General features: G+C 57.4%; 25 protein-coding genes. 20 read left to right on the top strand and 5 right to left on the bottom strand.

Annotation, left to right across the window (positions count from 1 at the left end):
• Positions 1-31 precede the first annotated feature (31 nt).
• From H035_RS0117090 to H035_RS0117020, 15 genes are all read left to right on the top strand, one after another.
• On the top strand, positions 32-403 hold the full coding sequence (locus H035_RS0117090) for an ATP synthase subunit I (RefSeq protein WP_022950172.1): 372 nt from the start codon (positions 32-34) through the stop codon (positions 401-403).
• Between the two features lie 6 nt (positions 404-409).
• Positions 410-1,171, top strand: a complete 762-nt coding sequence (atpB, locus tag H035_RS0117085) for a F0F1 ATP synthase subunit A (RefSeq protein ID WP_022950171.1) — start codon at positions 410-412, stop codon at positions 1,169-1,171.
• A gap of 36 nt (positions 1,172-1,207) precedes the next feature.
• Positions 1,208-1,486 carry a F0F1 ATP synthase subunit C gene (atpE, locus tag H035_RS0117080; protein ID WP_022950170.1) on the top strand — a complete coding sequence of 93 codons (279 nt, stop codon included), beginning with the start codon at positions 1,208-1,210 and terminating at the stop codon, positions 1,484-1,486.
• A 61-nt stretch (positions 1,487-1,547) separates the two neighbouring features.
• A complete protein-coding gene (locus H035_RS0117075; RefSeq protein ID WP_022950169.1) occupies positions 1,548-2,027 on the top strand; it encodes a F0F1 ATP synthase subunit B in 480 nt (159 codons plus the stop codon).
• Entirely contained in the window at positions 2,027-2,563 is a 537-nt protein-coding gene (locus H035_RS0117070) for a F0F1 ATP synthase subunit delta (RefSeq protein WP_022950168.1), read from the top strand. The genes H035_RS0117075 and H035_RS0117070 overlap by 1 nt, the downstream gene beginning before the upstream one ends.
• 14 nt (positions 2,564-2,577) lie before the next feature.
• Positions 2,578-4,119, top strand: a complete 1,542-nt coding sequence (atpA, locus tag H035_RS0117065; protein WP_022950167.1) for a F0F1 ATP synthase subunit alpha — start codon at positions 2,578-2,580, stop codon at positions 4,117-4,119.
• A 6-nt stretch (positions 4,120-4,125) separates the two neighbouring features.
• Complete coding sequence (atpG, locus tag H035_RS0117060) at positions 4,126-4,992, top strand: F0F1 ATP synthase subunit gamma (RefSeq protein WP_022950166.1); 867 nt, start codon at positions 4,126-4,128, stop codon at positions 4,990-4,992.
• Positions 4,993-5,029: 37 nt separating this feature from the next.
• Positions 5,030-6,412, top strand: coding sequence for a F0F1 ATP synthase subunit beta (atpD, locus tag H035_RS0117055; protein ID WP_022950165.1), 1,383 nt, complete (start codon positions 5,030-5,032; stop codon positions 6,410-6,412).
• Positions 6,413-6,423: 11 nt separating this feature from the next.
• Positions 6,424-6,858, top strand: coding sequence for a F0F1 ATP synthase subunit epsilon (locus tag H035_RS0117050; protein WP_022950164.1), 435 nt, complete (start codon positions 6,424-6,426; stop codon positions 6,856-6,858).
• A gap of 123 nt (positions 6,859-6,981) precedes the next feature.
• Complete coding sequence (gene glmU, locus H035_RS0117045; RefSeq protein WP_200861605.1) at positions 6,982-8,349, top strand: bifunctional UDP-N-acetylglucosamine diphosphorylase/glucosamine-1-phosphate N-acetyltransferase GlmU; 1,368 nt, start codon at positions 6,982-6,984, stop codon at positions 8,347-8,349.
• A 13-nt stretch (positions 8,350-8,362) separates the two neighbouring features.
• Positions 8,363-10,210 (top strand): glutamine--fructose-6-phosphate transaminase (isomerizing), encoded by a 1,848-nt coding sequence (gene glmS / locus H035_RS0117040; protein WP_022950162.1) that lies wholly within the window; start codon positions 8,363-8,365, stop codon positions 10,208-10,210.
• Between the two features lie 50 nt (positions 10,211-10,260).
• Positions 10,261-10,677, top strand: a complete 417-nt coding sequence (locus H035_RS0117035; protein ID WP_022950161.1) for a desulfoferrodoxin family protein — start codon at positions 10,261-10,263, stop codon at positions 10,675-10,677.
• A 101-nt stretch (positions 10,678-10,778) separates the two neighbouring features.
• Positions 10,779-12,098, top strand: coding sequence for an ATP-grasp domain-containing protein (locus tag H035_RS0117030; RefSeq protein ID WP_022950160.1), 1,320 nt, complete (start codon positions 10,779-10,781; stop codon positions 12,096-12,098).
• A gap of 84 nt (positions 12,099-12,182) precedes the next feature.
• Entirely contained in the window at positions 12,183-14,207 is a 2,025-nt protein-coding gene (locus H035_RS0117025) for a CocE/NonD family hydrolase (protein ID WP_022950159.1), read from the top strand.
• A 59-nt stretch (positions 14,208-14,266) separates the two neighbouring features.
• Positions 14,267-14,689 carry a flagellar basal body-associated FliL family protein gene (locus H035_RS0117020; RefSeq protein WP_051149882.1) on the top strand — a complete coding sequence of 141 codons (423 nt, stop codon included), beginning with the start codon at positions 14,267-14,269 and terminating at the stop codon, positions 14,687-14,689.
• Positions 14,690-14,743: 54 nt separating this feature from the next.
• On the opposite strand, the gene modC is transcribed toward H035_RS0117020, so the two are convergent.
• From modC to H035_RS0117000, 4 genes are all read right to left on the bottom strand, one after another.
• Entirely contained in the window at positions 14,744-15,820 is a 1,077-nt protein-coding gene (gene modC / locus H035_RS0117015; RefSeq protein WP_022950157.1) for a molybdenum ABC transporter ATP-binding protein, read from the bottom strand.
• On the bottom strand, positions 15,817-16,494 hold the full coding sequence (gene modB / locus H035_RS0117010) for a molybdate ABC transporter permease subunit (protein WP_022950156.1): 678 nt from the start codon (positions 16,492-16,494) through the stop codon (positions 15,817-15,819). The genes modC and modB overlap by 4 nt, the downstream gene beginning before the upstream one ends.
• A gap of 67 nt (positions 16,495-16,561) precedes the next feature.
• Positions 16,562-17,323, bottom strand: a complete 762-nt coding sequence (gene modA, locus H035_RS0117005; RefSeq protein ID WP_022950155.1) for a molybdate ABC transporter substrate-binding protein — start codon at positions 17,321-17,323, stop codon at positions 16,562-16,564.
• A 33-nt stretch (positions 17,324-17,356) separates the two neighbouring features.
• Entirely contained in the window at positions 17,357-18,145 is a 789-nt protein-coding gene (locus tag H035_RS0117000; RefSeq protein WP_022950154.1) for a TOBE domain-containing protein, read from the bottom strand.
• Between the two features lie 180 nt (positions 18,146-18,325).
• On the opposite strand from H035_RS0117000, the gene H035_RS20510 reads away from it, so the two are divergent.
• The gene (locus H035_RS20510) at positions 18,326-18,700 is read left to right on the top strand and encodes a HesB/IscA family protein (protein ID WP_022950153.1); all 375 of its coding nucleotides are present in this window, start codon (positions 18,326-18,328) and stop codon (positions 18,698-18,700) included.
• A 66-nt stretch (positions 18,701-18,766) separates the two neighbouring features.
• Here H035_RS20510 and H035_RS0116990 read toward each other — a convergent pair whose 3' ends face one another.
• The gene (locus H035_RS0116990; protein ID WP_022950152.1) at positions 18,767-19,699 is read right to left on the bottom strand and encodes a bestrophin family protein; all 933 of its coding nucleotides are present in this window, start codon (positions 19,697-19,699) and stop codon (positions 18,767-18,769) included.
• A gap of 308 nt (positions 19,700-20,007) precedes the next feature.
• On the opposite strand from H035_RS0116990, the gene H035_RS20505 reads away from it, so the two are divergent.
• The 4 genes from H035_RS20505 (at position 20,008) to H035_RS0116955 (ending at position 24,567) form a co-directional block, all read left to right on the top strand.
• Positions 20,008-22,569 carry a glycogen/starch/alpha-glucan phosphorylase gene (locus H035_RS20505; RefSeq protein ID WP_022950150.1) on the top strand — a complete coding sequence of 854 codons (2,562 nt, stop codon included), beginning with the start codon at positions 20,008-20,010 and terminating at the stop codon, positions 22,567-22,569.
• A 217-nt stretch (positions 22,570-22,786) separates the two neighbouring features.
• Complete coding sequence (locus H035_RS0116975) at positions 22,787-23,002, top strand: (2Fe-2S)-binding protein (protein WP_026596763.1); 216 nt, start codon at positions 22,787-22,789, stop codon at positions 23,000-23,002.
• Between the two features lie 21 nt (positions 23,003-23,023).
• A complete protein-coding gene (bfr, locus tag H035_RS0116970; protein WP_022950148.1) occupies positions 23,024-23,488 on the top strand; it encodes a bacterioferritin in 465 nt (154 codons plus the stop codon).
• A gap of 569 nt (positions 23,489-24,057) precedes the next feature.
• Entirely contained in the window at positions 24,058-24,567 is a 510-nt protein-coding gene (locus tag H035_RS0116955) for a hypothetical protein (RefSeq protein WP_026596762.1), read from the top strand.
• Positions 24,568-24,642 lie beyond the last annotated feature (75 nt).

The raw sequence follows: 24,642 nt of genomic DNA, 5'->3' as shown, positions 1-24,642 counted from the left end.
TCCCGAGTTTGTTTGCGTGTGGAGATAAGCGATGGGCGTAAACGTCGCCGCCGAAATCGGCAGGATTCTCTACATGCAAGCCGCGGTACTTGCGGTGGTCTTTTTGGGGGTGCTGGCCGGGTTCGGCTGGCAAGCGGCCAAATCGGCCGCGCTGGGGGGAATGATCGCGCTCATTCCCAATGCCTATTTCGCCCTGCGTATCAGCCGCAGCGAGGGGAAATCGCCTCGCCAGGTCGTGCGCGGTTTTTACTTGGGTGAAATCGTCAAATTGGCGCTGACCGCCGCCTTGTTTTTCCTGGTGCTGCGTTTGCCGGGAATCGTGTTTTTGCCCTTGTTCGCGGGATTTGTGGCGGTTTTGGGCGTGTTCTGGTTCGCGCTCCTGTTGAATAAAAAACCAAAGTGAGGAAATATGGCAGCCAAAAGCGCTACCGAGTATATCGTTCACCACTTGACCCCCCTGAAGGCGGGCGATGGATTTTGGACTTTGCACCTGGACACCCTGTTTTTTTCCGCGGTCCTGGGGCTGGTTTTCATTTTGACCTTCAAATATGCCGCCGAGCGTGCCGTTTCCGGAGTTCCCGGACCGATTCAGAATTTCGCCGAAATGTTGGTGGAATTCGTCGACACCCAAGTGAAAGATACTTTCCACGGCCGCAACGAGCTCATCGCGCCCTTGGCCTTGACGATCTTCTGCTGGGTGTTCTTGATGAATCTCATGGACTTGATTCCGGTGGATTTACTGCCCACCATCGCGGCGTTGGAAGGCACGCCCTATTTGCGGGTGGTTCCGAGCACCGATCTCAATGCCACCTTCGCCATGTCGCTGTCGGTATTCTGCCTAATTATTTTTTACAGCTTCAAAGTGAAGGGGCCACTCGAGTTCACCAAAGAAATCCTGCTCCAGCCTTTCGGCATTTGGTTCATGCCCTTTAACGTGCTGTTGCGGGTGGTGGAAGAGGTCGCCAAGCCGGTTTCGTTGGCCCTGCGTCTGTTCGGCAACATGTACGCCGGCGAGTTGATTTTTATCTTGATCGCGTTGATGCCTTGGTATATTCAGCCCTTGTTGAGCTTTCCGTGGGCGGTGTTCCATATTCTGATCATCACGCTGCAAGCATTCATCTTCATGGTGCTGACCATTGTCTACTTGAGCATGGCGCACGCGTCCCATTGATTTGATCTTGACCAAACGACTAAAACGGAGGAAATGATGGAAAATCTGGCTTTGATTGCTGACATTCAAGGGTTGACCGCGATTGCCGTGGGCCTGGTGCTGGGGATGGGCGCCCTGGGAACCGCCGTCGGTTTCGGACTGTTGGGCGGTAAATTCCTGGAAGGCGCGGCCCGTCAACCCGAAATGGTTCCCATGCTGCAGGTGAAAATGTTCATCGTCGCCGGCCTGTTGGACGCGGTGACCATGATCGGCGTGGGGATGGCGCTGTTCTTCACGTTCGCCAATCCGTTCCTGTCACCGATTACGGGCGGTTAATCAGCCGGTGCCCAGCGGCAACGGATTAAACCAACAGACGAATTAAACGAGGCGAGGGGTTGTGAGTATTAACATTACCCTCTTGGGGCAGATGATCACCTTTGCACTTCTGGTGTGGTTCACCATGAAGTTTGTGTGGCCGCCCCTGATGGAGGCATTGGAAGAGCGCAAAAAGAAAATAGCCGATGGTTTGGCCGCCGCGGAACGCGGCAAGCATGAAATGGAGCTCGCCGAGCAGCGGGCTAAAACCGTGATTCACGAGTCCAAGGAGCAAGCCAACGAAATCGTGGGCATGGCCCAGAAGCGTGCCAACGAAATTGTCGAAGACGCCAAGGAGAATGCGCGCCTGGAAGGAGAGCGTCTGATTGCCGCGGCCAAAACCGAAATCGAGCGGGAAGTTCAGCAGGCCAGGGAGGAATTGCGCGATCAGGTGGCACAATTGGTGGTAACGGCCTCGGAACAAATTCTGCGGGAAGAAATTGACCAGGCCAAGCACCGGAGCATTCTGGACGACGTGACCAAGCAACTGGAACAAGCGTAATGAGCGAATTGAAAACCCTGGCGAGGCCTTACGCCGAAGCGGTGTTTGAACAGGGCCGGGAAGCCGGAACCATCGAGCAATGGTCGCGGATGCTGGAATTTTTGGCCCTGGCCATGAAGGATGAAGAACTGGCTTGGGCGGCGGTCAACCCAAAAGTCGAAAAGGGAGCATTCGAGCGTTTATTGCTCGACATCGGCAAAGGCTATCTAGATCGGGAAGGCGAGAATTTTGTCAAGCTGCTGGTACACAACAACCGCATTACCCTGGTGGACCCGATTCGCGATCTGTTCGAGCAGTACCGGACCGAACACGAGGGTTACGCGGAGGTTCAGGTCGTCAGCGCCTATCCGTTGGCCGAAGATGATCGGGCCGCGTTGACCGCCGCCCTGGAAAAAAAGCTGGGCAAGAAGATCCGTCTGGACGCCCGGCACAACCTGGCGTTGATCGGCGGGATCGTGATCCAGGCCGGCGATAAGGTGATCGACGGCTCGGTGAAAGGGCAGCTCGAACGTTTGGCAAAACGACTCAAAGCTTAAGTGAGACAGGAATTATGCAACTGAATCCAGCGGAAATCAGCGATCTGATCAAAGACAAGATCAAGGAATTCGAAGCCGGCGTGGAAGCGCGTACGGAGGGTACGATCGTCAGTCTCACCGACGGCATCGTTCGCATCCACGGTTTGGAAGACGTCATGCACGGGGAAATGTTGGAATTTCCCGGCGATACCTTCGGGATGGCGCTCAATTTGGAGCGCGATTCGGTGGGTGCGGTGGTCATGGGCGCCTACGAGCACTTGGCCGAAGGCGACAGCGTTAAATGCACCGGCAAGATCTTCCAAGTACCGGTGGGCGAATCCTTGCTGTCCCGGGTGGTGGATGCCTTGGGGCGTCCCATCGACGGCAAAGGGGCGTTGAAAACCCGGGATTATTCTCCCATCGAGAAGATCGCTCCGGGGGTGATCGCTCGCCAATCGGTGGATCAGCCGCTCCAAACCGGCCTCAAGGCGATCGATTCCATGATCCCCATCGGCCGGGGTCAGCGCGAGCTGATCATCGGCGACCGGCAGACCGGCAAGACCGCGATCGCCATCGATACCATCCTCAATCAAAAAGGCACCGGGGTTAAGTGTATTTACGTCGCGGTGGGTCAGAAGCAATCCACCGTCGCCACCATCGTGCGCAAACTGGAAGAGAACGGCGCGATGGAATACACTACGGTGGTGGCGGCGACGGCCGCCGAAGCGGCCGCCCTCCAGTTCATCGCCCCTTACGCCGGTTGCGCCATGGGCGAATACTACCGGGACAAGGGCGAAGATGCGCTGATCGTCTACGACGACCTGACCAAGCAGGCCTGGGCGTATCGCCAAGTGTCCCTGTTGCTGCGCCGGCCGCCGGGGCGCGAAGCTTATCCGGGGGTTATTTTCTATCTCCACTCCCGCTTGCTGGAAAGGGCCGCGCGCATCAACGCCGACGAAGTGGAAAAATTGACCGACGGCAAGGTCAAGGGTCAAACCGGTTCCTTGACCGCCCTGCCGATCATCGAAACCCAAGCCGGCGACGTTTCGGCCTTCGTTCCGACCAATGTGATTTCCATCACCGACGGGCAAATCTACTTGGAATCGGATTTGTTTAACGCGGGTATCCGTCCGGCGGTGAATCCGGGGATTTCGGTATCTCGCGTGGGCGGTTCGGCGCAAACCAAGATCATCAAGAAACTGGGCGGCGGCATTCGTCTCGACTTGGCCCAGTACCGGGAACTGGCGGCCTTCGCTCAATTTGCCTCGGACCTGGATGAATCCACCCGGAAGCAGATCGAACGTGGGCAGCGGGTAACCGAGTTGTTGAAGCAAGCCCAGTATAAGCCCATGTCGGTGGCCGAGCAGGCGGTTTCCCTGTTTGCCGCGAACCAGGGCTATCTGGACGATATCCCGGTGAACAAGGTACGCGATTTCGAAGATGCCTTGCAGGATTACATGAAGTCGGAGCAGGCGGATCTCATCAAGCAGATCGACGAGACCTGTGCCTACGACGACCAGGTTGCGGACCAATTGCACGAGGCGATTCGGAATTTTAAGCAAACCCATACGTGGTAAGGGCTCATGGCTGTAGGCAAAGAAATACGCACCAAGATCGAGAGTATCAAGAATACTCAGAAGATCACCAAGGCCATGGAAATGGTCGCCGCGAGCAAGATGCGCAAGACCCAGGATCGCATGCAGGCGACCCGGCCCTACGCGGAGCGGATGCGTCAAATTATCCACCATCTGGCCCACGCCCATCCGGAATACCGGCATCCCTATCTTTTGCCCCGCGAGGGCAAACGCGTCGGGATCGTATTGATTTCCACCGACCGGGGCCTGTGCGGCGGATTGAACGCCAACCTTTTCCGCGGATTGCTGCAACGGATGCGGGCATGGGAAGAAATGGGCTTATCCTTGGAAATGAGCGTGATCGGTCAAAAAGGGGCATCCTTTTTCTCCCGAATCGGGGCCGAGATCGTCGCCCAGAATACCCAGATCGGAGATCAGCCTCATTTGGAGGACATTCTGGGTCCCGTCAAAGTCATGCTGGATAAGTACGACCAAGTGGAAATGGACGAGGTGTATCTGGTCTTCAACGAATTCGTCAATACCATGACCCAACGACCGGTGGTTCAAAAGCTTTTGCCGGTCGACGTGGAAGAGGCGGAAGAAGAGCTTCGACACCACTGGGACTACATCTACGAACCGGACGCCAAGGAAGTGCTGGATGACCTGATGACTCGCTACATAGAATCGATCGTTTTCCAAGGCTTGGTGGAGAACAAGGCCTGCGAACAGGCGGCTCGAATGGTGGCGATGAAAAGCGCTTCCGACAATGCCGGGCAATTCATCGATGAACTGCAATTGGTCTACAACAAGGCTCGGCAGGCTTCCATTACCCAGGAAATCTCCGAGATCGTTTCCGGCGCGGCGGCCATCCAGTGACCGAATACGAAGAATCAGGACTTAAGAGGAATTTCACATGAGTGCGGGTAAGATCGTTCAAATCATCGGCGCGGTTGTCGACGTCGAGTTTCCCCGGGAAGCATTACCCAAGGTTTATCACGCCCTCCGGGTGGAGGAAGCCGAACTGACGTTGGAAGTTCAACAACAATTGGGCGACGGCGTGGTACGCACGGTGGCGATGGGAAGCACCGACGGTTTGCGCCGGGGGCTCTCGGTGACCAACACCGGAGCGCCCATTTTGGTGCCGGTAGGCAAGGAGACCTTGGGGCGGATCATGAACGTCTTGGGGGAACCCATCGACGAAAAAGGCGCCATCGGCGAGCAGGATCGCTGGCCGATCCACCGCAAGCCGCCCACTTATGAAGAACAAGCGCCGGCAACCGAATTGCTGGAAACCGGTATCAAGGTGATCGACTTGATTTGCCCCTTCGCCAAGGGTGGCAAGGTGGGGCTCTTCGGCGGTGCCGGCGTGGGCAAGACCGTCAATATGATGGAGCTGATCCGCAACATCGCCATCGAACACGCGGGCTATTCGGTCTTCGCCGGGGTGGGGGAGCGGACCCGCGAAGGGAACGACTTCTACCACGAAATGCAGGAATCCAACGTATTGGACAAGGTGGCGCTGGTTTACGGTCAGATGAACGAACCCCCGGGGAATCGCCTGCGGGTGGCTCTGACCGGTTTGACCATCGCCGAGCAGTTCCGTGACGAAGGCCGCGATGTGCTGCTGTTCGTCGACAACATCTATCGTTACACCCTCGCCGGCACCGAAGTATCCGCGCTGCTGGGCCGAATGCCCTCGGCGGTGGGTTATCAGCCGACCTTGGCGGAAGAAATGGGGATGCTGCAGGAACGCATCACCTCCACCCGGAGCGGCTCCATCACCTCGATTCAAGCCGTCTACGTCCCCGCCGACGACTTGACCGACCCCTCGCCGGCCACCACGTTCGCCCACTTGGACGCCACCGTGGTGTTGTCCCGCCAAATCGCCGAATTGGGGATTTACCCGGCGGTGGACCCCTTGGATTCCACCAGCCGTCAATTGGACCCGCTGGTACTCGGCCACGAGCACTACGAAGTGGCGCGTCAGGTTCAATCCACCCTGCAGCGCTACAAGGAGCTGCGCGATATCATCGCGATTCTGGGAATGGACGAACTCTCCGAGGAAGACAAATTGACCGTGTCGCGGGCGCGGAAAGTTCAGCGTTTTCTGTCGCAGCCGTTTTTCGTCGCCGAAGTCTTCACCGGCGCGCCCGGAAAATACGTGCCCCTCAAGGAAACCATCCGCGGCTTCAAGGGCATCGTGGAAGGGGAATACGACAGTATTCCGGAGCAGGCGTTCTACATGGTGGGCACCATCGACGAGGCTCTCGAGAAGGCCAAGAAACTCGCAGCGTAAGGTAGGCATATATGGCCATGACCATTCATGTAGATATCGTAAGCGCGGAAGAGGAAATTTATTCGGGGTTGGCGGAGATGGTCTTCGCCCCGGCCGAGTTGGGCGAGGTGGGTATCTCGCCCCGGCACGCCCCGTTCATTTCCCGCATCCGCGCCGGAGAAGTCCGGGTTCGAGTGAGCGCGAACGAGGAGTTGCCATTCTTCGTTTCCGGCGGAGTACTCGAAGTGCAGCCCCATGTGGTGACGGTGCTCGCGGATACCGCCATTCGAGCCAAGGATATCGACGAGGCGGCCGCCCTGGAAGCCAAGCGGCGGGCGGAGGAAGCGCTCAAGGATCGATCCGGCAAGATCGACTACGCCACCGCTCAGGCCGAATTGGCCGAAGCGATCCGGCAGCTCCAAGTGCTGGAGCGCTATAAAAAAGGCAAGGGCCGGTTTCAGAAATAAGTCAAATTTCCGGTCCGGTGTTCGCAAAGCCTGTTGGAAGAAGGAGCTTCCGACGGGCTTTTTTGCTTTAAGATCCGGGTTTTTTTGGCTAAGGTTAATCTATCTGAATTGAAAGGATTGGAGATGACGTCCTTGAATATCGTAATTCTCGCCGCGGGCCAGGGAACCCGAATGCGCTCGGACCGGCCCAAGATCCTCCATACCGTGGGCGGCAAGCCGCTTTTGCAGCACGTCTATGAAAGGGCCCGTGAGTTGAATCCGGAAACCACCGCCATCGTCTACGGGCATGGCGGGGAACAAGTGCGGCAGCGTTTCCCCGACTGGTCGGCCCATTGGGTCGAGCAATCCCCCCAGTTGGGCACCGGTCACGCGGTGCAGCAGGCCTTGCCGGTACTGCGTGACGATGCCTTGATTCTGGTGCTATACGGCGATGTGCCTCTTCTGCAAAGACCTCCCCTGGAAAGATTGCTTTCCGTGGCGGCAACGGATACCTTGGCCTTGTTGACGGTGGATATGAACGATCCCACCGGCTACGGTCGCATCGTCCGAGACGCCGATGGACGGGTGGTGCGGATCGTGGAGGAAAAAGACGCCGCTGCCGAAGAAAAGCGGATAACCGAGGTCAATACCGGCATCCTGGCGGTGCCGGGATTTAAATTAAAAACCTGGCTGGATCGGCTCGACAACGACAACGCTCAGGGGGAATATTATCTGACCGATGTGATCGCCATGGCGGCGACCGAAGGGATGATGATCGAGACCGTGAGCGCCCCGCCGAACGATGTGGCGGGGGTCAACAACAAACGCCAACTGGCGGCTTTGGAGCGGATCTATCAAAGTCGTCAGGCCGAGGACTTGCTCGACCGGGGGGTGACTTTGCGCGATCCGGCCAGATTCGATCTACGAGGCGATCTGGAAGCGGTGGGACGGGACGTGGAAATCGACGTGAACGTGCTTCTGGAAGGTACGGTTCGTCTCGGCCATCGGGTCAAAATCGGTCCCCAGGTGGTCATTCGGGACGCGGTCATCGGCGACGACGTGGAAATTATGAGCCACAGTGTCATCGAGCAGGCTGAAATCGGAGCCCGTAGCCGGGTCGGGCCGTTCGCGCGCATTCGACCGGAAACGGTGCTGGCGGAAGAGGCCCATGTGGGGAATTTCGTGGAAATCAAGAAATCCACTCTCGGCGGCGGGACCAAGGTCAATCATCTCAGTTATATCGGCGATAGCGAGGTTGGGGCCGGGGTCAACGTGGGCGCGGGGACCATCACCTGCAATTACGACGGCGCCAACAAACATAAAACGGTGATCGAGGACGGCGCCTTTATCGGTTCCGATACCCAATTGGTGGCGCCGGTGAAAGTGGGGCGCGACGCCACCATCGGCGCCGGGTCCACCATCACGCACGATGCCCCGGCGGAGAAATTGACCTTGAGCCGCAGCAAGCAGTTCACTATTGAGCATTGGCAACGTCCGACCAAACAACGTTAAGCGAGGTACGCCTATGTGCGGGATTGTGGGGGCAGTCGCCCAAAGAGACGTAGTTCCGATTCTGGTCGAAGGCCTCAAGCGGCTGGCCTACCGGGGGTATGATTCGGCCGGGGTGGCGATTCTGGAAGAAGGACGAATCCAGCGCTGCCGAAAGCAGGGCAAGGTGGACGAATTGGAAGCGGCCTTGGCCTCGATCAAAGACTCGGAGGAAAATACGTTTGCCGGACCCACCGGCATCGCCCATACCCGTTGGGCCACCCACGGGGTCCCCAGCGAGCAAAACGCCCACCCCCACGTTTGCCGCAGCACCGTGGCCCTGGTCCACAACGGTATCATCGAGAACTACGAGCGACTGCGGGAAGAGCAGAGCGCGCAAGGCTACGAATTTACTTCCGAGACCGATACCGAAGTCATTGTCCACGCGGTCTACGATCAGCTCAAGTACACCGACTCCCTGTTGGAGGCGGTGCAAGCAACGGTCCAGCGGTTGGAAGGCGCCTACGCCATCGGGGTCATCAGTACCCAGGAACCCGATAGGCTGGTGGCGTGCCGGCGGGGCAGTCCTTTGGTGGTGGGAATCGGCATCGGGGAATATTTCATCGCCTCCGATATCGCCGCGCTTTTGCCGGTGACCCAGCGCTTCATCTTCTTGGAGGAAGGGGATTTCGTGGAATTATCCCCGGAAGGCTACCGGATCTTCGACGAACACGGGCAGGAAGTCGAGCGTCCCCTCAAGGAAAGCGAAGTCCGCCTGGACGCGGTGGAGCGGGGCCAATACCGCCATTACATGCTCAAGGAAATTTTCGAGCAGCCGCGCGCCATCGCCGAAACCCTGGAAGGCCGCTTCAACGGTCTCAAGCTGTTGGAAGAAACCTTCGGCATCCAAGCGCCGGAATTGTTCGATCGGGTCAAAGCGGTTCAGCTTTTGGCGTGCGGCACCAGCTACCACGCCGGCTTGGTGGCCAAATATTGGATGGAGTCTTTGGCCGGCATTCCTTGCAACGTCGAAGTGGCGAGCGAATATCGCTACCGCGATCCGGTCCTGTTGCCGGATACTTTGGTGGTGACCATTTCCCAGTCCGGGGAAACCGCCGATACCCTGGCGGCTCTGGAGGAAGCCAAGCAATTGGGTGCGATCGCTTCCCTGGCCATTTGCAACGTTCAGGAAAGCTCCCTGGTGCGGGCCTCGGATTTGGTGTTGTTGACCCGCGCCGGCCCCGAGATCGGCGTCGCTTCCACCAAGGCATTCACCACGCAATTGGTGGCCTTGATGATGCTGGTGATCGTGCTGGGGCGGCGCCACAAGCTGGATCGGGTGACGGAAAAGCGAATCGCCTCCCAATTGTTCTCCCTGCCGGCGCGAGTGGAAGACGTGCTGGAGTTGAACGATCAGATCAAAACCTTCTCCGAACGCTTCGCCGACAAACATCATGCCTTGTTTTTGGGGCGGGGCAGCCATTACCCGGTCGCCATGGAGGGCGCTCTGAAGCTGAAGGAAATCTCCTATATCCATGCCGAAGCCTATCCCGCCGGGGAATTGAAACACGGTCCCTTGGCATTGGTGGATGCGGCGATGCCGGTCATCACGGTGGCTCCCCACAACCGTTTGCTGGAAAAGCTCAAGTCCAATTTGCAGGAAGTGCGGGCGCGCGGCGGCGAGTTGCTCGTGTTCGCCGACGAAACCCTGGACGTCCAGCCGGACGAATACACCCACGTCTTGACCGTCACTCCCAGCGAAAATGAAATGTCGCCGGTGATTTTCACCGTGCCCTTGCAGTTGCTCGCCTATTACGTGGCGGTGATCAAGGGGACCGACGTGGATCAGCCGCGGAACCTGGCCAAATCGGTGACAGTGGAATAGGATAGGGTTTCCGGGTTGGAAATTTTCTTCTCACGATAGGGAGGAAGGAAATGAAACGCAGAGAGTTTATTCGCCTCACCGCAGCAGGTTCCGTCGCCGGACTCGTCGTATCGGGCAGGGCGTTGGGAGAATCCGCCGAGGCCGAAATGGCCGGCGGAGTGTATTATTCCCAGAGAGCCCCCGGCCGCTGGCAAGGCAAGGAAACCGGCCACGTCCCCTATGTGGAGAAGCTCGACAAGGGCGTCCTTCGGGTGACGACGCCCCACCCCATGGATGGCTACGATCACTATATCGTCAAGCATATTGTCCTGGATCGGAACTATCGTTTTCTGGCCGAAAACCTGTTCGATCCCATAAAGGACAAAACACCGATTTCCGAATTTACCCTGGAAGATCAGCAGGGACCCATTTACATTTTGAGCGTGTGTAATCTTCACGATACCTGGCTGAAAAGTTATTCCTTGTGATCTGACCGATCAGCTCGTATCGAGGTGGACGAGCAACCAGCCGGGATTCCATGTCGATAGCCGCTGAATGCGCCTGGTTTCTCGGAGTGGCCCGGAGGGGTATGAAAAAGAACCTATTCCTCATTGGTCTGGATCCGTTTCACCTGGAGATGGTGCGCAAGGTGCGTCATGCCGAGGATTATCTCTTCCACGGCCTGCTCGACTATGATGAGGTGATCACCCCCGCGGCCTACCCTTTCGACCAGCTGCTGGCCAAGGCCGAACACCAGCTGGCTGAGTTTCCCGGGACCGTGGACGCCATCATCGTCCACTGGGATTTTCCGGCGAGCACCCTCCTGCCGATCCTGTGTCGACGCTTGGGGCTGCGTTCGGCATCGTTGGAAAGTGTGCTCAAGTGCGAGCACAAGTATTGGGCGCGCTTGGAACAGCAACGAGCCATTCCCGAATACACCCCCCGATTCGCCGCGGTCGATCCCTTCGACGACAGGGCGTTGGATAAACTCGATTTAGCTTATCCGTTTTGGCTCAAGCCGGTAAAATCCTTCGCCTCTCATCTGGGCTTCCGGATCGACCGCGCTGAAGATTTCCATCATGCCATACCGATCATCCGTAAACGCATTCCCCGCTTGGGGGAAGGTTTCAACCAGGTGCTGGCCCATGCGGCGCTGCCGCCGGAGGTAAAGGGGGTGGACGGCTATCACTGCGTCGCCGAGGAGATTACCGAAGGCAAGCAATGTGGCGTAGAGGGATTCGTCTTCGAGGGAAAGGTGGCGGTCCACGGCATTATCGACGGGGTCAAGGATGCCCATCAGCTCAGTTTTACCCGCTGGGAATATCCCTCGGTGTGGCCGCACTCGATTCAAGCGCGGATGATCGAAGCCACCGAGCGTTTGATGGCTCACATCGGCTTCGACAACTCGCCCTTCGGCGTAGAATTCTTCTGGGATGAAAAAACCGATCGCCTCTGGGTGCTGGAGGTCAACACACGCATTTCCCAGTCGCATTCCGACCAGTTCATCAAGGTGGAAGGCGTATCCAATCACGAGGTGGCCATCGACGTCGCTCTGGGGCGCCAGCCGGAATTCGGTTTCAAGGAAGGGAATTATGCGTGTGCGGCTAAATTCATGTTGCGTAAGTATCATGACGCGACCGTCACTCGCATCCCTTCCGCCGAAGAAATTCAGGCGATCGAGGGGGAGTTTCCGGACAGCAGGGTAGTGGTACTGGTGGAAGCGGGGAAACCCTTGTCGATCCTGCGCGACCAGGACAGCTACAGCTTCGAGATCGCCAATATCTTTCTCGGGGCGCAAAGCCAGAAGGCCTTGCTGGCTAATTACCGGGACCTGGCGCAGCGGTTGCGATTCGAATTCTCCGACGGCCGGCCCGTAGAGGAATGGCAATTCGACCAGGTGAAATACTAGGCGGTGTCAGCAGTGACTAAAAAGTCAGCGCTCCTCCCCACGAATGTCAACGGCTCCTAGGAAAAGATTACAGAGGAAGCTCCCATGAAGGTCGTCCGCAAGTTTCCCCGCAAGATCCGCCAGATCGAACATACCTGGATTCCCATGCCCGACGGCGTCCGCCTGGCGGCGAAAATCTGGCTGCCGGCGGGGGCGGAAAAGGAACCGGTCCCGGCGATCTTCGAGTACATCCCCTATCGCAAACGCGATTTGACCCGGGTGCGGGACGCGCAAACCCATCCTTATTTGGCCGGCCACGGCTACGCTTGCGTGCGCGTGGATTTGCGCGGCTCCGGCGAATCCGAGGGAATTTTGGTCGACCAGTATCGGCAGCAAGAGTTGGACGACGGCGTGGCGGTGATCCGCTGGTTGGCGGAACAACCCTGGTGCGATGGCCGGGTGGGGATGATGGGCATTTCTTGGGGCGGATTCAACAGCCTGCAAGTGGCTTCGCAGCGACCGCCCGAACTGAAGGCGATCGTCACCGCTTGCTCCACCGACGATCTCTATCTGGACAATATGCATTACATGGGCGGCTGCCTGTTGACCGACAATCTGTCCGAGGCGACCACCATGTTTTCGGTCAATACTTGTCCCCCCGATCCGGATCTAGTGGGCGATCGGTGGCGGGAAATGTGGCTCGAGCGTCTGAAAAAAAGCGGCTTATGGCTGGAAATCTGGCTCCGCCATCAACGGCGCGACGACTACTGGGAGCACGGTTCGGTCTCCGACGACTACGCCGCCATCCAATGTCCGGTGATGGCGGTGGGCGGTTGGGCCGACGGTTATACCAACGCCATCTTCCGCCTGCTGGAGCATCTCCAGGTGTCGCGACTCGGCCTCATCGGCCCCTGGGGACACCGCTATCCCCATCGCGGCAGTCCCGGCCCGGCCATCGGTTTTTTGCAGGAGATGCTGCGGTGGTGGGATTATTGGCTCAAGGATAGGGAGACCGGCATCATGGACGAGCCTCTTCTGCGCGCCTGGATGTTGGACTCGGTGCCACCCACCACTCGCTACGATTACCGCCCCGGCCGTTGGGTGGCCGAACCGGTCTGGCCCCCCCGCCAACCGCGCTGGCGAACCCTGTACTTGGCGCCCGATCGTTTAACTTCGTCACGCGACAAAGCGCGGGGCAGCGACAGCGAACAGTCGATACAATCTCCGCTCAGCGTCGGCTTGTTTGCCGGCAAATGGTGTTCTTATACGGCGGCGCCCGATCTGCCCCACGACCAGCGCGAGGAAGACGGGGGCGCCTTGGTTTATGAAAGCGCTCCTCTGCAGGAGACAATGGAGATCCTGGGGGCACCCGCAGTGGAGTTGGAAATGGCCGCCGACCAGCCGGTGGCCATGGTGGCGGCCCGTTTGTCGGACGTGGCTCCCGACGGCAAAGCCACGCGGGTCACTTACGGCCTGCTCAACCTGACCCACCGCAACGGTCACGACCGGCCCGAGCCCTTGGAGTCGGGTAAATCCTATCGAGTGCGGGTCGAACTGAATTATATTGCGCAACGTTTTCCCCCAGGCCACCGCATCCGACTTTCCCTTTCCACGTCTTATTGGGCATTGGCCTGGCCACCGCCCCGCCCTGTGCGTCTGCAGATATTTACCCGGAACAGCGCGCTGCGACTGCCGGTACGCGAGCCTCGGCCGGAAGATACCCGGGTGGTTTTCGAACCGGCGCAGGGGGCCGCGCCGCCGGAGGTGATTCAACGCGAACCGGCGCACCACAATTGGTGGGTGCATCGCGATTTGGCCGGGGATGAATCGGTGCTGGAAGTGATCAAGGACGAGGGAACTTTCTACTTCCCGGAGCTGGATTGGGAAGTCGGCGATGCCACCTGGAATTGGTACACCTATCGCGGAGACGATTTCAATTCTCCCCAAGGCGAGACGCGAACCCGACGCCATTTCCGCCGCGGCGACTGGTGGGTGCGCACCACCACCCGGACGGTGCTCACCGCCGATGCCACTCATTTCCACATCCATGCCGAGCTGGATGCCTACGAAGGGGAGATGCGCGTTTTTTCGGAAAACTGGTCGCGTACCATCCCGCGAGACTTGGTGTAAAGGCTGCTTGCGGTTCTATACTGAAACTGTGATTTAGTTTGATGTTTAAGGTGTGGACAATGAAAGGAATGCGGTTTCAGCGTTCATTGATGAGCTGGTTGCCGGTGCTGTTGTTGGCAATCGCGCTTCCCCTCCAGGCAGGGGCGACGAACGAGGAGAAAAATGCTTCGCCGGTGGACTATTTGCCGGTCAAGCCCAAGTTGATCGTCAATTTGGAGGGGAGGCGACGTTATCTTCGTACCAATATTCAGTTGATGATTGATGGGAAGGAAAATCTGGAAAGAATCCGCCAACACCTCCCCATCATTCGACATTCGCTGATTATGTTGTTGAGCGATCTGCCCGAGGAGCGGGTAACGAACCTGGAACAGCGGGAAAAACTGCGCCGCGACGCCTTGCAGGAGGTACGCAAGGTTTTGGATCGATACGCGGGCAGCGAAGGATTAGAGGATATTTTATTCACCGAATTTTTGGTTCAGTGAATTTGGGTCCCCGGCTCCTCTTGAATGCTGGGATTGTCCAAATATCAACAGAACCTAGCGAATTATGGCCACCGATTTGATCTGGGCCCAAACCCGCTTGCCAGGGTGGAGCTTCAGCGCTTGGGCCGAGCGAGCCGTCAGGCGGGAGAGCAGCGCGGAGTCGCCCACCTGGAGCCGCACCAGTCGTATCGCCGGATGTTCCCCATCGCCCATTTCCCGGATGATCGCCGGGAGCAGATTCAACATGCTGCTGTGGGGTTGAGGCGTCAGACTCAGACTCACATCCCTGGCCAACACCCGGACTCGGATGGTTTTTCCTTCGACGATCCCCCTATCCCTCACCCATAAACTGCCGCCGGGAAATGCCACCCGGGCCAGATGCCATTGTCGGTCCCGCTCCACGACTCGTGCCTCTAATACCGCGCCGGTTTCTTCCCCCAATTGAACGAGAAGATCCAGGCGGGCCAAGGTTTCGCTCAAGGGACCGCTGGCCACTGCCTTGCCGTCCTGCATGACTACCAAATGGTCGGCCAGACGCGCGACTTCGTCGGGGGAGTGGGTGACGTAGATCAGGGGGATTTGCAATTCATCGCGCAAACGTTCCAGAAATGGCAGTATTTCCTGCTTGCGAGGCAGATCGAGGGCCGCCAGGGGTTCGTCCATCATCAGGAGGCGGGGGCGAACCGCCAGCGCCCGGGCGATGGCCACCCGCTGGCGTTCGCCGCCGGAAAGCCCGGCCGGTTTTCGCGCCAGCAAATGGCCGATGCCCAACAGCTCGATGGATTGCTCCAAGGAGGCTTTCGCATGACGCGGCTTTACCCGCTTCATACCGTACTGCAGATTGTTCAAGACGCTCAAGTGGGGGAACAGACGGGCTTCCTGGAACACATAACCCTGCGATCGCTTGTGGGTGGGCAGGCAAGCGGCCTCGTCCTGCCAGGTTTCGCCGTTGACCGAAAGATAACCGGCGGCTTCTTCGAGACCGGCGATGCAGCGGAGCAAGGTGGTCTTGCCGCAACCGGAGGGGCCGAATAGAATCGTCGTTCCCTTGCCGGGCAAATTCAAATTCACGTTCAGGGAGAACCCCGGAAAATTCAGTCGGAAACGGGCGGTGATGTCGCTTTGGCTCACAGTGGGGATTTCTTGCCGCGGTTGAAGAGATACAGGGTCAGCAGCACGATGAAGGAAAATCCCAGCATGGTGCCCGCCAGCCAGTGGGCATCGGCATATTCCAGGGCTTCCACGTAATCGTAGATCTGCACCGAGGCGACCCGGGTCTCACGGGGAATATTGCCGCCGATCATCAGGACCACGCCGAATTCTCCCACCGTGTGGGCGAAACCCAAGATGCCCCCGGTGAGAAAGCCGGGGAAAGCCAAGGGAACGGCGACGGTGAAAAAACGATCCCAGGGACCGGCGCGGAGTGTGGCGGCGCTCTCCAGAAGCTGGCCCTCGATGGCCGCGAAGGCGTTTTGAATGGGCTGAACCACGAACGGCAAGGAGTAGCACACCGAAGCCACCACCAGGCCCGAAAAGGTGAAAGGCAGCGTGCCCAAGCCCAAAGACTGGGTAAGTTTCCCGATCGGCCCGTTGGGCCCCATGGCCACGAGCAAATAAAAACCCAGTACCGAAGGCGGCAGCACGATGGGGAGAGCGACCAGCGCTTCGATCGGTTCCTTGAGCCTGGATCGCGTATTGGCCAGCCACCAGGCGATGGGCGTGCCTACGAGCAGCAGCAGCAGGGTGACGATGACGGCCAGTTTCAGGGTCAACAGGATGGCGGTCAAATTGGCTTGGCTGAGCATCGCTGGTCAGACGAATGTTTGGAACCCGTCCCCATTGGCAGGGAAAACGATCCAATCGGGGTAGTTTTTAATGGGGCAGTCCATAGCCGTAATTCCGAATGACGGCGGCCGCTTTGCCGGACTTCAAATAATCCACCAGGGCTTGGGCGGCGGCGTTGTCCTTGCCGCTGGCGAGAAGCACGGCGTCCTGCCGGATCGGTGAATGCAATTCTGCCGGCACGATCCAAGCGGAGCCTTCGGCAATCCGGCCGTCCTTGATCACTTGGGAGAGAGCGACGAAGCCCAATTCGGCGTTTCCAGTGGCGACGAACTGATAGGTTTGAGAAACATTTTCCCCCAACACCAATTTGGGGTTCAGTTGGTTTTTGACCCCCAGTGCTGCCATCGTTTCGATTGCGCTGGCGCCGTAAGGGGCCAGCTTGGGATTGGCCAGCGCCAAATGCTTGAAATCGCCTTGGGTCAGGATTTCCCCCTTATCGTCTACGAAACCGGGAGTAGCGGACCACAGGACGAGGGTTCCGAGAGCGTAGGTGAAGCGGCTGCCCGGAACGGTCAGTGCGGCTCGTTCCAATTTTTCCGGTTTTACTCCGTCGGCGGAAAGAAAGACTTGGAACGGCGCACCGTTTTGGATCTGGGCGAAAAGCTTGCCGGAAGACCCGAAGGCCAATTTTAACCGGTGGCCGGTAGCTTGCTCGAATACTTCCGCGATGGCCCGCATGGGGGCGGTAAAGTTGGTCGCAACGGCCACGTTGACCGTTTCGGCATGGCCGATGGTTGCGGTCATAATCGCGATGGCAATTGCGCCGCCAAGAGATATCAATTTTTTCATTGCTCAATGCTCCTTTTCTCTTCTTGGCGATGATCAAGATGCGGTGGCAAGAATAATGTGGGAGGCCTTGATCAAGGCGCAAAGGCGCATCCCTTCCTTCAGCGCCAGATCGCGGCTGCTGTCCTTGGTGACGATCGCGGTCAAGGTTTTGCCGCCGGGAAGCTCGATGATGAGTTCGTCGTTGACGGAACCTTCCTGACAACGCGCCAGCGTGCCGCACAGACGGTTGCGGGCGCTGATTTTGAAATCCTCGTCCTTGCTGACGATGACCCAGGAAGCTTTGATCAGCGCGTAGGCCTCCATGCCTTCCTTCAGATTCAAATGCTTGAGACTGTCATGGGTGATGATTGCGGCCAATTCGTCCCCGTCGATATCCAGAATCACTTCGGCATTGACCGCTCCCTCCTTGATTGATTTCACTTTGCCCAGAAATTGATTGCGCGCACTGGTTTTCATATCGAATCTCCGAATAATTTGATAGTACTCGTCGAAATCGTCCATGACCCGGTTGAGATGGGCCAATACCTGCTCCCGTTCTTTTTCCAGGCGTCGGTAGGCGGCCACCAGGCGCCGCCCGTGCGGAGTCAGTTCAGCGCCGCCGCCTCTGCGCCCGCCCACCCGACGCTGGACCAGAGGCTGTTCGGCCAGATTGTTGATCGACTCGACCGCGTTCCACGCGGCTTTGTAACTCATGCCCAATGCATTCGCCGCGGCGCTGATGGAACCACTCGCGTCGATGCGTTCCAGTAATTCGATATGGTCGTGTTTCCGACCGCTACTCAGCAGCTGAGTTTGATCCCTTCGTCCGGTGGATTTAGGCATTTCGATTGACCGTTACTCGAGTTATCAAATCTATTCATTCGGCAGTTTAACTACATAACGCCGGCCGAACAAAGGCCCGGCATTCCCTGACTTGCCTCCCTTTGATTCCAGGCAAAATATGTTCCAAATCTTAAGTGGCTGTATTTTAACTGATTTTAAGTTGCATAGGGGATTCATGCCATGCTCACGCTAACCGACGATGCCATCAAAGCAGTCAGCCGCTTCCTGCGCGGTTCCGAAAAACCGGTCACCGGCCTGCGCGTCAGCGTTAACGGCGGCGGGTGCTCCGGTTTGCAATACAGCCTTAATCTCGAAGAGCGTGCCGGACCTGAGGATACGGTGGTCGAGTTCGGCGACGTCCAGGTGTTCGTCGATCCCGACAGCATGTCTTTTCTAAAAGGGATCAAGGTGGATTTCGTGGAAGGTCTCGACGGAGCCGGCTTCAAATTCGAAAACCCCAAAGCGGCGAGCCCGCCTCTGCGTTCGCAACTGGCTTGCCGCCCTGCCTGTCACGGAGCATCCAGGCGGTCGCCGGCGACGGGCCTGTACGGATGATTTTCGCGGAGGCGGAGCAAAGCCGGGTGGATTGCGCGGAGGTAGGCGGCTAGCGATGGTGGATCCTTACTGCAAGATGCCTTTCTTAGGCTTGATTGGTTCGGGACGGTCCGGGCTGTTTATGAGTTCGAGCAGGTTGATCTCGATGGTTCGGGAGATGGACGTCAGCGGAAGATGGTTGGGCTGGGTGCCGAACGGATCCTCGATTTCGTCGCCGATGGCGTCCAATCCGAAAAAGGCGTGGGAAATGAGAAAGACGACCACCGGCGTCAACGCGCCCGTCGTATCGATCAGGCCGAAAGGCAGAAAAATGCAATAAAAGGCGACGATCCGATGAATCAAGACCGTGTAAGTGAAGGGAATGGGTGTTTTTTTGATCCGCTCGCAGCCACCCATCACATTCGACAATTCCACAAGCTGGGCGTCGATGAAGGCCAAGTTCAGTTCATGCAGCCAATGGTGTTTTCGCGCGTAAGCAAGGTCGCGGCCCAGTTGTTGCAGGATGGTCAGCGGTCGGTGCGAAGATTCGAGTGTCTCGGCGAGATCCCCGGGCGGTAGGCCCTTTTTGATTTCATCGCCCGGTTCCTCGTCGCGCAGGTGATGGCGTAACGCATGGACAAACGCGATGACCCGCCTGACGAACATTTCCCGGAAGCGCTGAAGTTCGGCGTCGTCTTGCGGCCCGTCGATCAGGGAGTAGGCTTGACGCGCGAGGCTTCGCGCCGTGTTGACCAATGCCCCCCAAAGTTTGCGTCCTTCCCAGAACCGGTCGTAGGCGGCATTGTTGCGAAAACCCAGAAAAATACCCAGCGCGACGCCGATCAATGCGAAAGGCGTCGTGGTGAGCGTATATTTCTGAAGGCCGTAGCGCATCTCCAAATAGGTGACGATAATCGCAATGACCGTCACCGTCAGGATTCGCGGCCACGTTTCCTCAAAACTGCTGCCCCTGAAATGAAACAGCAGACGAATCCAGGCAAACTTCTGCTTGACGATCACACCGACACGAACCTCTGGTGAAATTCCGGATACCTCGGGTGCATATCTATCACCTCTCCGTCGGGCTTGGCAAGCATCGCCCCAAGCTTGTAATCCGTGACCCATTTTCCCGATGTCTGCACCAAAATTAGGCATTCGAATAAATCGTCCTCTTCGGTTTAAGGAATTGGATAGGGTATTCGTTCGCTTGTTTCTGAGAACAATCAAGCACTTAGCTCGGAAATCAAGTTTGTTCCCGGCTTTTTCCGGGATTCGGAATGATCCTTGCAAATTCATTATGAGTGCATCATTTTTTAAATAGGTCATCCATGTCGAATTACCCAAACCCGGTCATTGCCCAGCAGGGAGTGGAGCACGACCGAACGGGCCTCGGAAAGGAAGCCATCAAACGGGACTTTCTGGATAATCTTTTTTATCTGCAAGGCAAATTCCCCATCCTGGCCACCCCCTACGATTATTACCAGGCGCTTGCCTACACCGTCCGCAATCGCTTGCTGCACCGTTGGGTCAGCACGGCCGAAACCTATACCCTCAAGTGGTCGCGCACGGTGGCCTATCTGTCGGCGGAATTTCTACTCGGACCGCATTTGGGCAACAATCTGGTGAACCTGGGGATCTACGACCAAGTCCGACAGGCGGTGCGCGAACTGGGTTTGAGTTTCGAGGAAATCATGGGCCAAGAACCCGAACCGGGCTTGGGCAATGGCGGCCTCGGACGGCTGGCGGCGTGTTTTCTCGATTCCATGGCGACCCTGGAGATTCCCACCCTCGGTTACGGCATCCGTTACGAGTTCGGCATTTTCGCCCAGGACATTCGGGACGGCCGGCAAGTCGAATTCACCGACAAGTGGCTGCATTACGGCAATCCTTGGGAACTTCATCGCCCCGACTGGAAGGTGGAAGTCAAATTCGGCGGCGAGGTGCAGCATTACAGCGATCAGTACGGCCGGCACCGGGCAAGGTGGTATCCCGGTTGGTCGGTGATCGGAACCCCTTACGACACCCCCATCCTGGGCTACCGCAACAACACCGCCAATACCCTCCGTCTGTGGAGCGCCGAGGCGGTGGAGGCGTTCGACTTCGGCGCCTTCGACCGCGGCGACTATTGGGGCGCGGTCAATCTCAAGGTGATGTCGGAGAACCTCACCAAGGTCCTTTATCCCAACGATGAGAAAATTCAGGGCAAGGAACTGCGCTTGCAGCAGCAATACTTCTTCGTCTCCTGCTCCTTGCAGGATATGCTGCGCATCATGCGCGTTCAGGAAATCCCCTTGAGCCGCTTCCACGAGAAATTCACGGTCCAGCTCAACGACACCCATCCGGCGATCGGGGTGGCGGAATTGATGCGGCTGTTGGTCGACGAACAGACGCTGGAGTGGGAAGAAGCCTGGGAGGTGACGCGCAAGACCTTCGCCTACACCAACCACACCCTATTGCCCGAGGCACTGGAAGAATGGCCGGTGGCATTGTTCGCCCGCATCCTGCCGCGGCATTTGGAGATCATTTACGAGATCAATCTGCGCTTTCTGGACCGAGTACGGATACGCTTCGTCGGCGATCATGAACGGGTGGCGCGTATGTCGCTCATCAACGAAGCCGGCGAGCGATCGGTGCGGATGGCCCACCTGGCCTGCGTCGGGAGCTACGCCATCAACGGCGTGTCGGCGCTGCATACGGACTTGCTCAAACAACACGTGTTGGCCGATTTCCATGCCCTCGAACCCGACAAAATTTGCAATGAAACCAACGGCGCGACCCCCCGCCGCTGGCTGATGTTGGCCAATCCTCGGCTCAGCGCTTTATTGAACAACGTGGTCGGGGAAGACTGGGTGCGCGATCTGGAAACCTTGCGCACCCTCGAGCCGTTCGCCGAGGATGCCGCTTTCCGACGCGATTGGCGCTTCATCAAGCGGGCGGTGAAGGAGGAATTCGCCACCTGGCTGCGGCGTCAAACCGGCATCACCGTCGATCCGCAAGGAATGTTCGACGTTCAGGTCAAGCGGTTTCACGAATACAAGCGCCAACATCTCAACCTCCTCCACATCATCGCGCTCTACCTGCGCTTGAAGAATGATCCGAATCTGGATATGCCCCCGCGCACCTTCGTTTTCGGCGGCAAGGCCGCGCCCGGCTACTACATGGCCAAGCTGATCATTCGACTGATTCTCGCGGTGGGGGAAGTGGTCAATCGCGACCCGCAGGTGCGCGATCGCATCAAGGTGGTCTTCCTGCCCAACTTCAACGTCACCAACGCACAGCGCGTCTATCCCGCGGCGGACTTGTCGGAGCAAATATCCACCGCCGGCAAAGAGGCCTCCGGCACCAGCAATATGAAATTCTGCATGAACGGCGCCCTCACCATCGGCACCCTGGACGGGGCGAACGTGGAAATCCGGGACCGGGTGGGTTCGGAAAATTTTTTCCTGTTCGGCATGACCGAAGAAGAAGTCCAACAGCGGCAAAGTCAGGGATACCATCCTTACGACATCTACGCCGCCAACCCGGAACTCAAAGCCGTCATCGACCTGATCGCAGGCGGCAGTTTTTCCCGCGGGGATCGCGAACTCTTTCAACCCCTGGTGGGCAACCTGATGTACCACGATCCATTCCTGGTGCTGGCGGATTTTCAGTCCTATCTCGATTGCCAGTACCACGTGGGCGAGGTCTGGCGGGACAAGGAACACTGGACGCGTATGTCGATCTTGAATACCGCGCGCAGCGGCTATTTTTCCTCCGATCGCACGATACGGGAATATTGCCGGGATATTTGGCGGGTGGAATCGGAACCCATCGAGCTATTGTCGAACCGAGATTTCTATAATGGCTTGATGGAGGCAACCCGATCCCGGAAAGGAACCAGTCATGCTTAGATTCTGTTGCCATCCCGACCCGGGAATCGAGCCGATGGAGCGCTCGATCGGTGTCGAATGAGGCACGAGGCCGGGAAAGGAATAATTGTCGCAAACCCGACAAAACCGAAGACGATAGAGGGCGATGCAGGGGTTCCGCTTTTAACTATTGGTAATTCAAATGAGATTTGTTATTATTTGCATGTGAATGATCCCTGTTGTCATAGAGGTCTTTTCCATGTATGTATGTGTCTGTAAAGCGGTAACCGACGGGCAGATTCGCGATGCCATCGGCAAAGGTGTCTGTACCCGCAAGCAGTTGACCCAGTGTTTGGGGGTGGGGAAGGATTGCGGCAGGTGCAATCGACATATCCGGGAGATCTTCAGCGAAACGCTGCAGCGCGTCACACAACCGTCCGTGGAGCCGGAAACGCTTTGCCGGCAAAATCTCTAAGCAATTGAAGCGAGGGCATCTATGAAAGGGGATCAAAAAGTCATCGAGTATTTGAACAAAGCTCTGACCAACGAACTGACCGCCATCAATCAGTATTTTCTTCATGCCCGGATGTATAAAAACTGGGGCTTTGAGAAGCTGAACGAGAAGGAGTACCACGAATCCGTCGATGAGATGAAGCACGCCGACCGCCTCATCGAACGCATCCTGTTCCTGGAAGGGCTGCCCAACCTGCAGGATCTGGGTAAATTGCTGATCGGCGAAAATCCCCAGGAAATGCTCGACTGCGATCTCAAACTCGAACAGCAGGCGGTCCCGCTGCTCAAGGAAGCCATTGCCTATTGCGAAAACGTCGGCGACTACATCTCGCGGGAAATTTTCGAAGATATTCTGGAAAGCGAGGAAGATCATATCGATTGGTTGGAAACGCAACTGGAATTGATCGATAAAGTGGGACTGCAGAATTATTTACAGTCGCAAATGTAATTGTTGTCCTCTTCCCGGAACGATGGAGTTTCGATGGAAGATGCTGCGCCAATTTCCTTATTATTTTTCAGGTATGGAGGTTGCTTAATAGATGAAGTGTTCCGTGGTTCGCTGAAAGGAGCGAGGGAGGTACCCAACGCGCCTTATATCCTCGCCATGAATGACGAGGCTTTACGGCGCGTTGGGTAAAAGCCTTGCTAAACGGATTCGCTGGGAGTACCGTTTTATTGCGAGGGATGGAGAACTGGCGTTGGAATTTCTCTCCATCGGTGAACCCGCCATACCCCCCCTCGAATTGCTCCTGCTCGCGAGCCTCCAGACGGGTCGGAGGCGGATTTCGATCGAACCGATCGCGCAGGGCGCAAAACGAGCACCCGTGCGAGCCGAATGGTTCTGGGAATCTCGGCAATGACAACATGATTTAACGTTAAAAAGATGGGGTAACGAAAAATGAGAAAGGAAGGTGCCGCATTGCGCAACGCATTGATCATCGCTGGTACGCTTATCGCCTTGATCATTATCAGTATCCTGATCGCCAATTACGTTGTCTGAGTTTACGGGGGATCACCATGAAAAGACTTTGTTTTCTATCACCCGATGTGGACCACGCCCGCAAGGTAGTGGAGGATCTCAAGGCCAACGGCATACCCGAGAAACATATCTACGCAATCGCCAAATACGGTGTCGATATGGAGGACCTGCCCGACGCCGGTCCCGAGTCAGACGATTTCCTGGCCGCCTATCAACGAGGGATTGAACTGGGGGGTACCGCCGGGCTGCTGTTGGGCCTGACGGCCCTGGCTTTTCCGCCCAGCGGAATCGTCGTCGGCGGCGGTCTGGTGCTATTGATCGGACTGTGGGGAGCGGGCATTGGCGGACTGTTGACCGGGTTAGCGGGCGCAGCCTTTCCCAGTTCTCGGTTGAAATCCTTCGAGTCCGCCATTGACGAGGGCAAGATACTCCTGATGGCGGACGTACCCAAGGATGAGGTTGAAAAGTATGAAGCCTTAATCAAGAAACACGATCCGGAAGTGAGCGTCGAGGGTATCGAGCCGACAGCACCTCTGATCCCCAAATGAACTTGGGAACCCTATCAACGCATTAGGTCTCTCGCTGTGGCTGGCTTGCTGAAAGCTATTCTGGACGCTTATCTG

This window comes from Methylohalobius crimeensis 10Ki (assembly GCF_000421465.1).
GTDB classification, from domain to species: Bacteria; Pseudomonadota; Gammaproteobacteria; order Methylococcales; family Methylothermaceae; genus Methylohalobius; species Methylohalobius crimeensis.
Note: the sequence above shows the minus strand (reverse complement) of the source record. Positions and strands in the feature narration are given on the sequence as shown.

What these genes read in the sequence shown, in the direction of transcription:
- H035_RS0117090 (WP_022950172.1), top strand. Translation starts at nt 32, where the DNA reads ATGGGCGTAAACGTCGCCGCCGAAATCGGCAGGATTCTCTACATGCAA.
- atpB (WP_022950171.1), top strand. Translation starts at nt 410, where the DNA reads ATGGCAGCCAAAAGCGCTACCGAGTATATCGTTCACCACTTGACCCCC.
- atpE (WP_022950170.1), top strand. Translation starts at nt 1,208, where the DNA reads ATGGAAAATCTGGCTTTGATTGCTGACATTCAAGGGTTGACCGCGATT.
- H035_RS0117070 (WP_022950168.1), top strand. Translation starts at nt 2,027, where the DNA reads ATGAGCGAATTGAAAACCCTGGCGAGGCCTTACGCCGAAGCGGTGTTT.
- atpA (WP_022950167.1), top strand. Translation starts at nt 2,578, where the DNA reads ATGCAACTGAATCCAGCGGAAATCAGCGATCTGATCAAAGACAAGATC.
- atpG (WP_022950166.1), top strand. Translation starts at nt 4,126, where the DNA reads ATGGCTGTAGGCAAAGAAATACGCACCAAGATCGAGAGTATCAAGAAT.
- atpD (WP_022950165.1), top strand. Translation starts at nt 5,030, where the DNA reads ATGAGTGCGGGTAAGATCGTTCAAATCATCGGCGCGGTTGTCGACGTC.
- H035_RS0117050 (WP_022950164.1), top strand. Translation starts at nt 6,424, where the DNA reads ATGGCCATGACCATTCATGTAGATATCGTAAGCGCGGAAGAGGAAATT.
- glmU (WP_200861605.1), top strand. Translation starts at nt 6,982, where the DNA reads ATGACGTCCTTGAATATCGTAATTCTCGCCGCGGGCCAGGGAACCCGA.
- glmS (WP_022950162.1), top strand. Translation starts at nt 8,363, where the DNA reads ATGTGCGGGATTGTGGGGGCAGTCGCCCAAAGAGACGTAGTTCCGATT.
- H035_RS0117035 (WP_022950161.1), top strand. Translation starts at nt 10,261, where the DNA reads ATGAAACGCAGAGAGTTTATTCGCCTCACCGCAGCAGGTTCCGTCGCC.
- H035_RS0117030 (WP_022950160.1), top strand. Translation starts at nt 10,779, where the DNA reads ATGAAAAAGAACCTATTCCTCATTGGTCTGGATCCGTTTCACCTGGAG.
- H035_RS0117025 (WP_022950159.1), top strand. Translation starts at nt 12,183, where the DNA reads ATGAAGGTCGTCCGCAAGTTTCCCCGCAAGATCCGCCAGATCGAACAT.
- H035_RS0117020 (WP_051149882.1), top strand. Translation starts at nt 14,267, where the DNA reads ATGAAAGGAATGCGGTTTCAGCGTTCATTGATGAGCTGGTTGCCGGTG.
- modB (WP_022950156.1), bottom strand. Translation starts at nt 16,494, where the DNA reads ATGCTCAGCCAAGCCAATTTGACCGCCATCCTGTTGACCCTGAAACTG.
- modA (WP_022950155.1), bottom strand. Translation starts at nt 17,323, where the DNA reads ATGAAAAAATTGATATCTCTTGGCGGCGCAATTGCCATCGCGATTATG.
- H035_RS0117000 (WP_022950154.1), bottom strand. Translation starts at nt 18,145, where the DNA reads ATGCCTAAATCCACCGGACGAAGGGATCAAACTCAGCTGCTGAGTAGC.
- H035_RS20510 (WP_022950153.1), top strand. Translation starts at nt 18,326, where the DNA reads ATGCTCACGCTAACCGACGATGCCATCAAAGCAGTCAGCCGCTTCCTG.
- H035_RS20505 (WP_022950150.1), top strand. Translation starts at nt 20,008, where the DNA reads ATGTCGAATTACCCAAACCCGGTCATTGCCCAGCAGGGAGTGGAGCAC.
- H035_RS0116975 (WP_026596763.1), top strand. Translation starts at nt 22,787, where the DNA reads ATGTATGTATGTGTCTGTAAAGCGGTAACCGACGGGCAGATTCGCGAT.
- bfr (WP_022950148.1), top strand. Translation starts at nt 23,024, where the DNA reads ATGAAAGGGGATCAAAAAGTCATCGAGTATTTGAACAAAGCTCTGACC.
- H035_RS0116955 (WP_026596762.1), top strand. Translation starts at nt 24,058, where the DNA reads ATGAAAAGACTTTGTTTTCTATCACCCGATGTGGACCACGCCCGCAAG.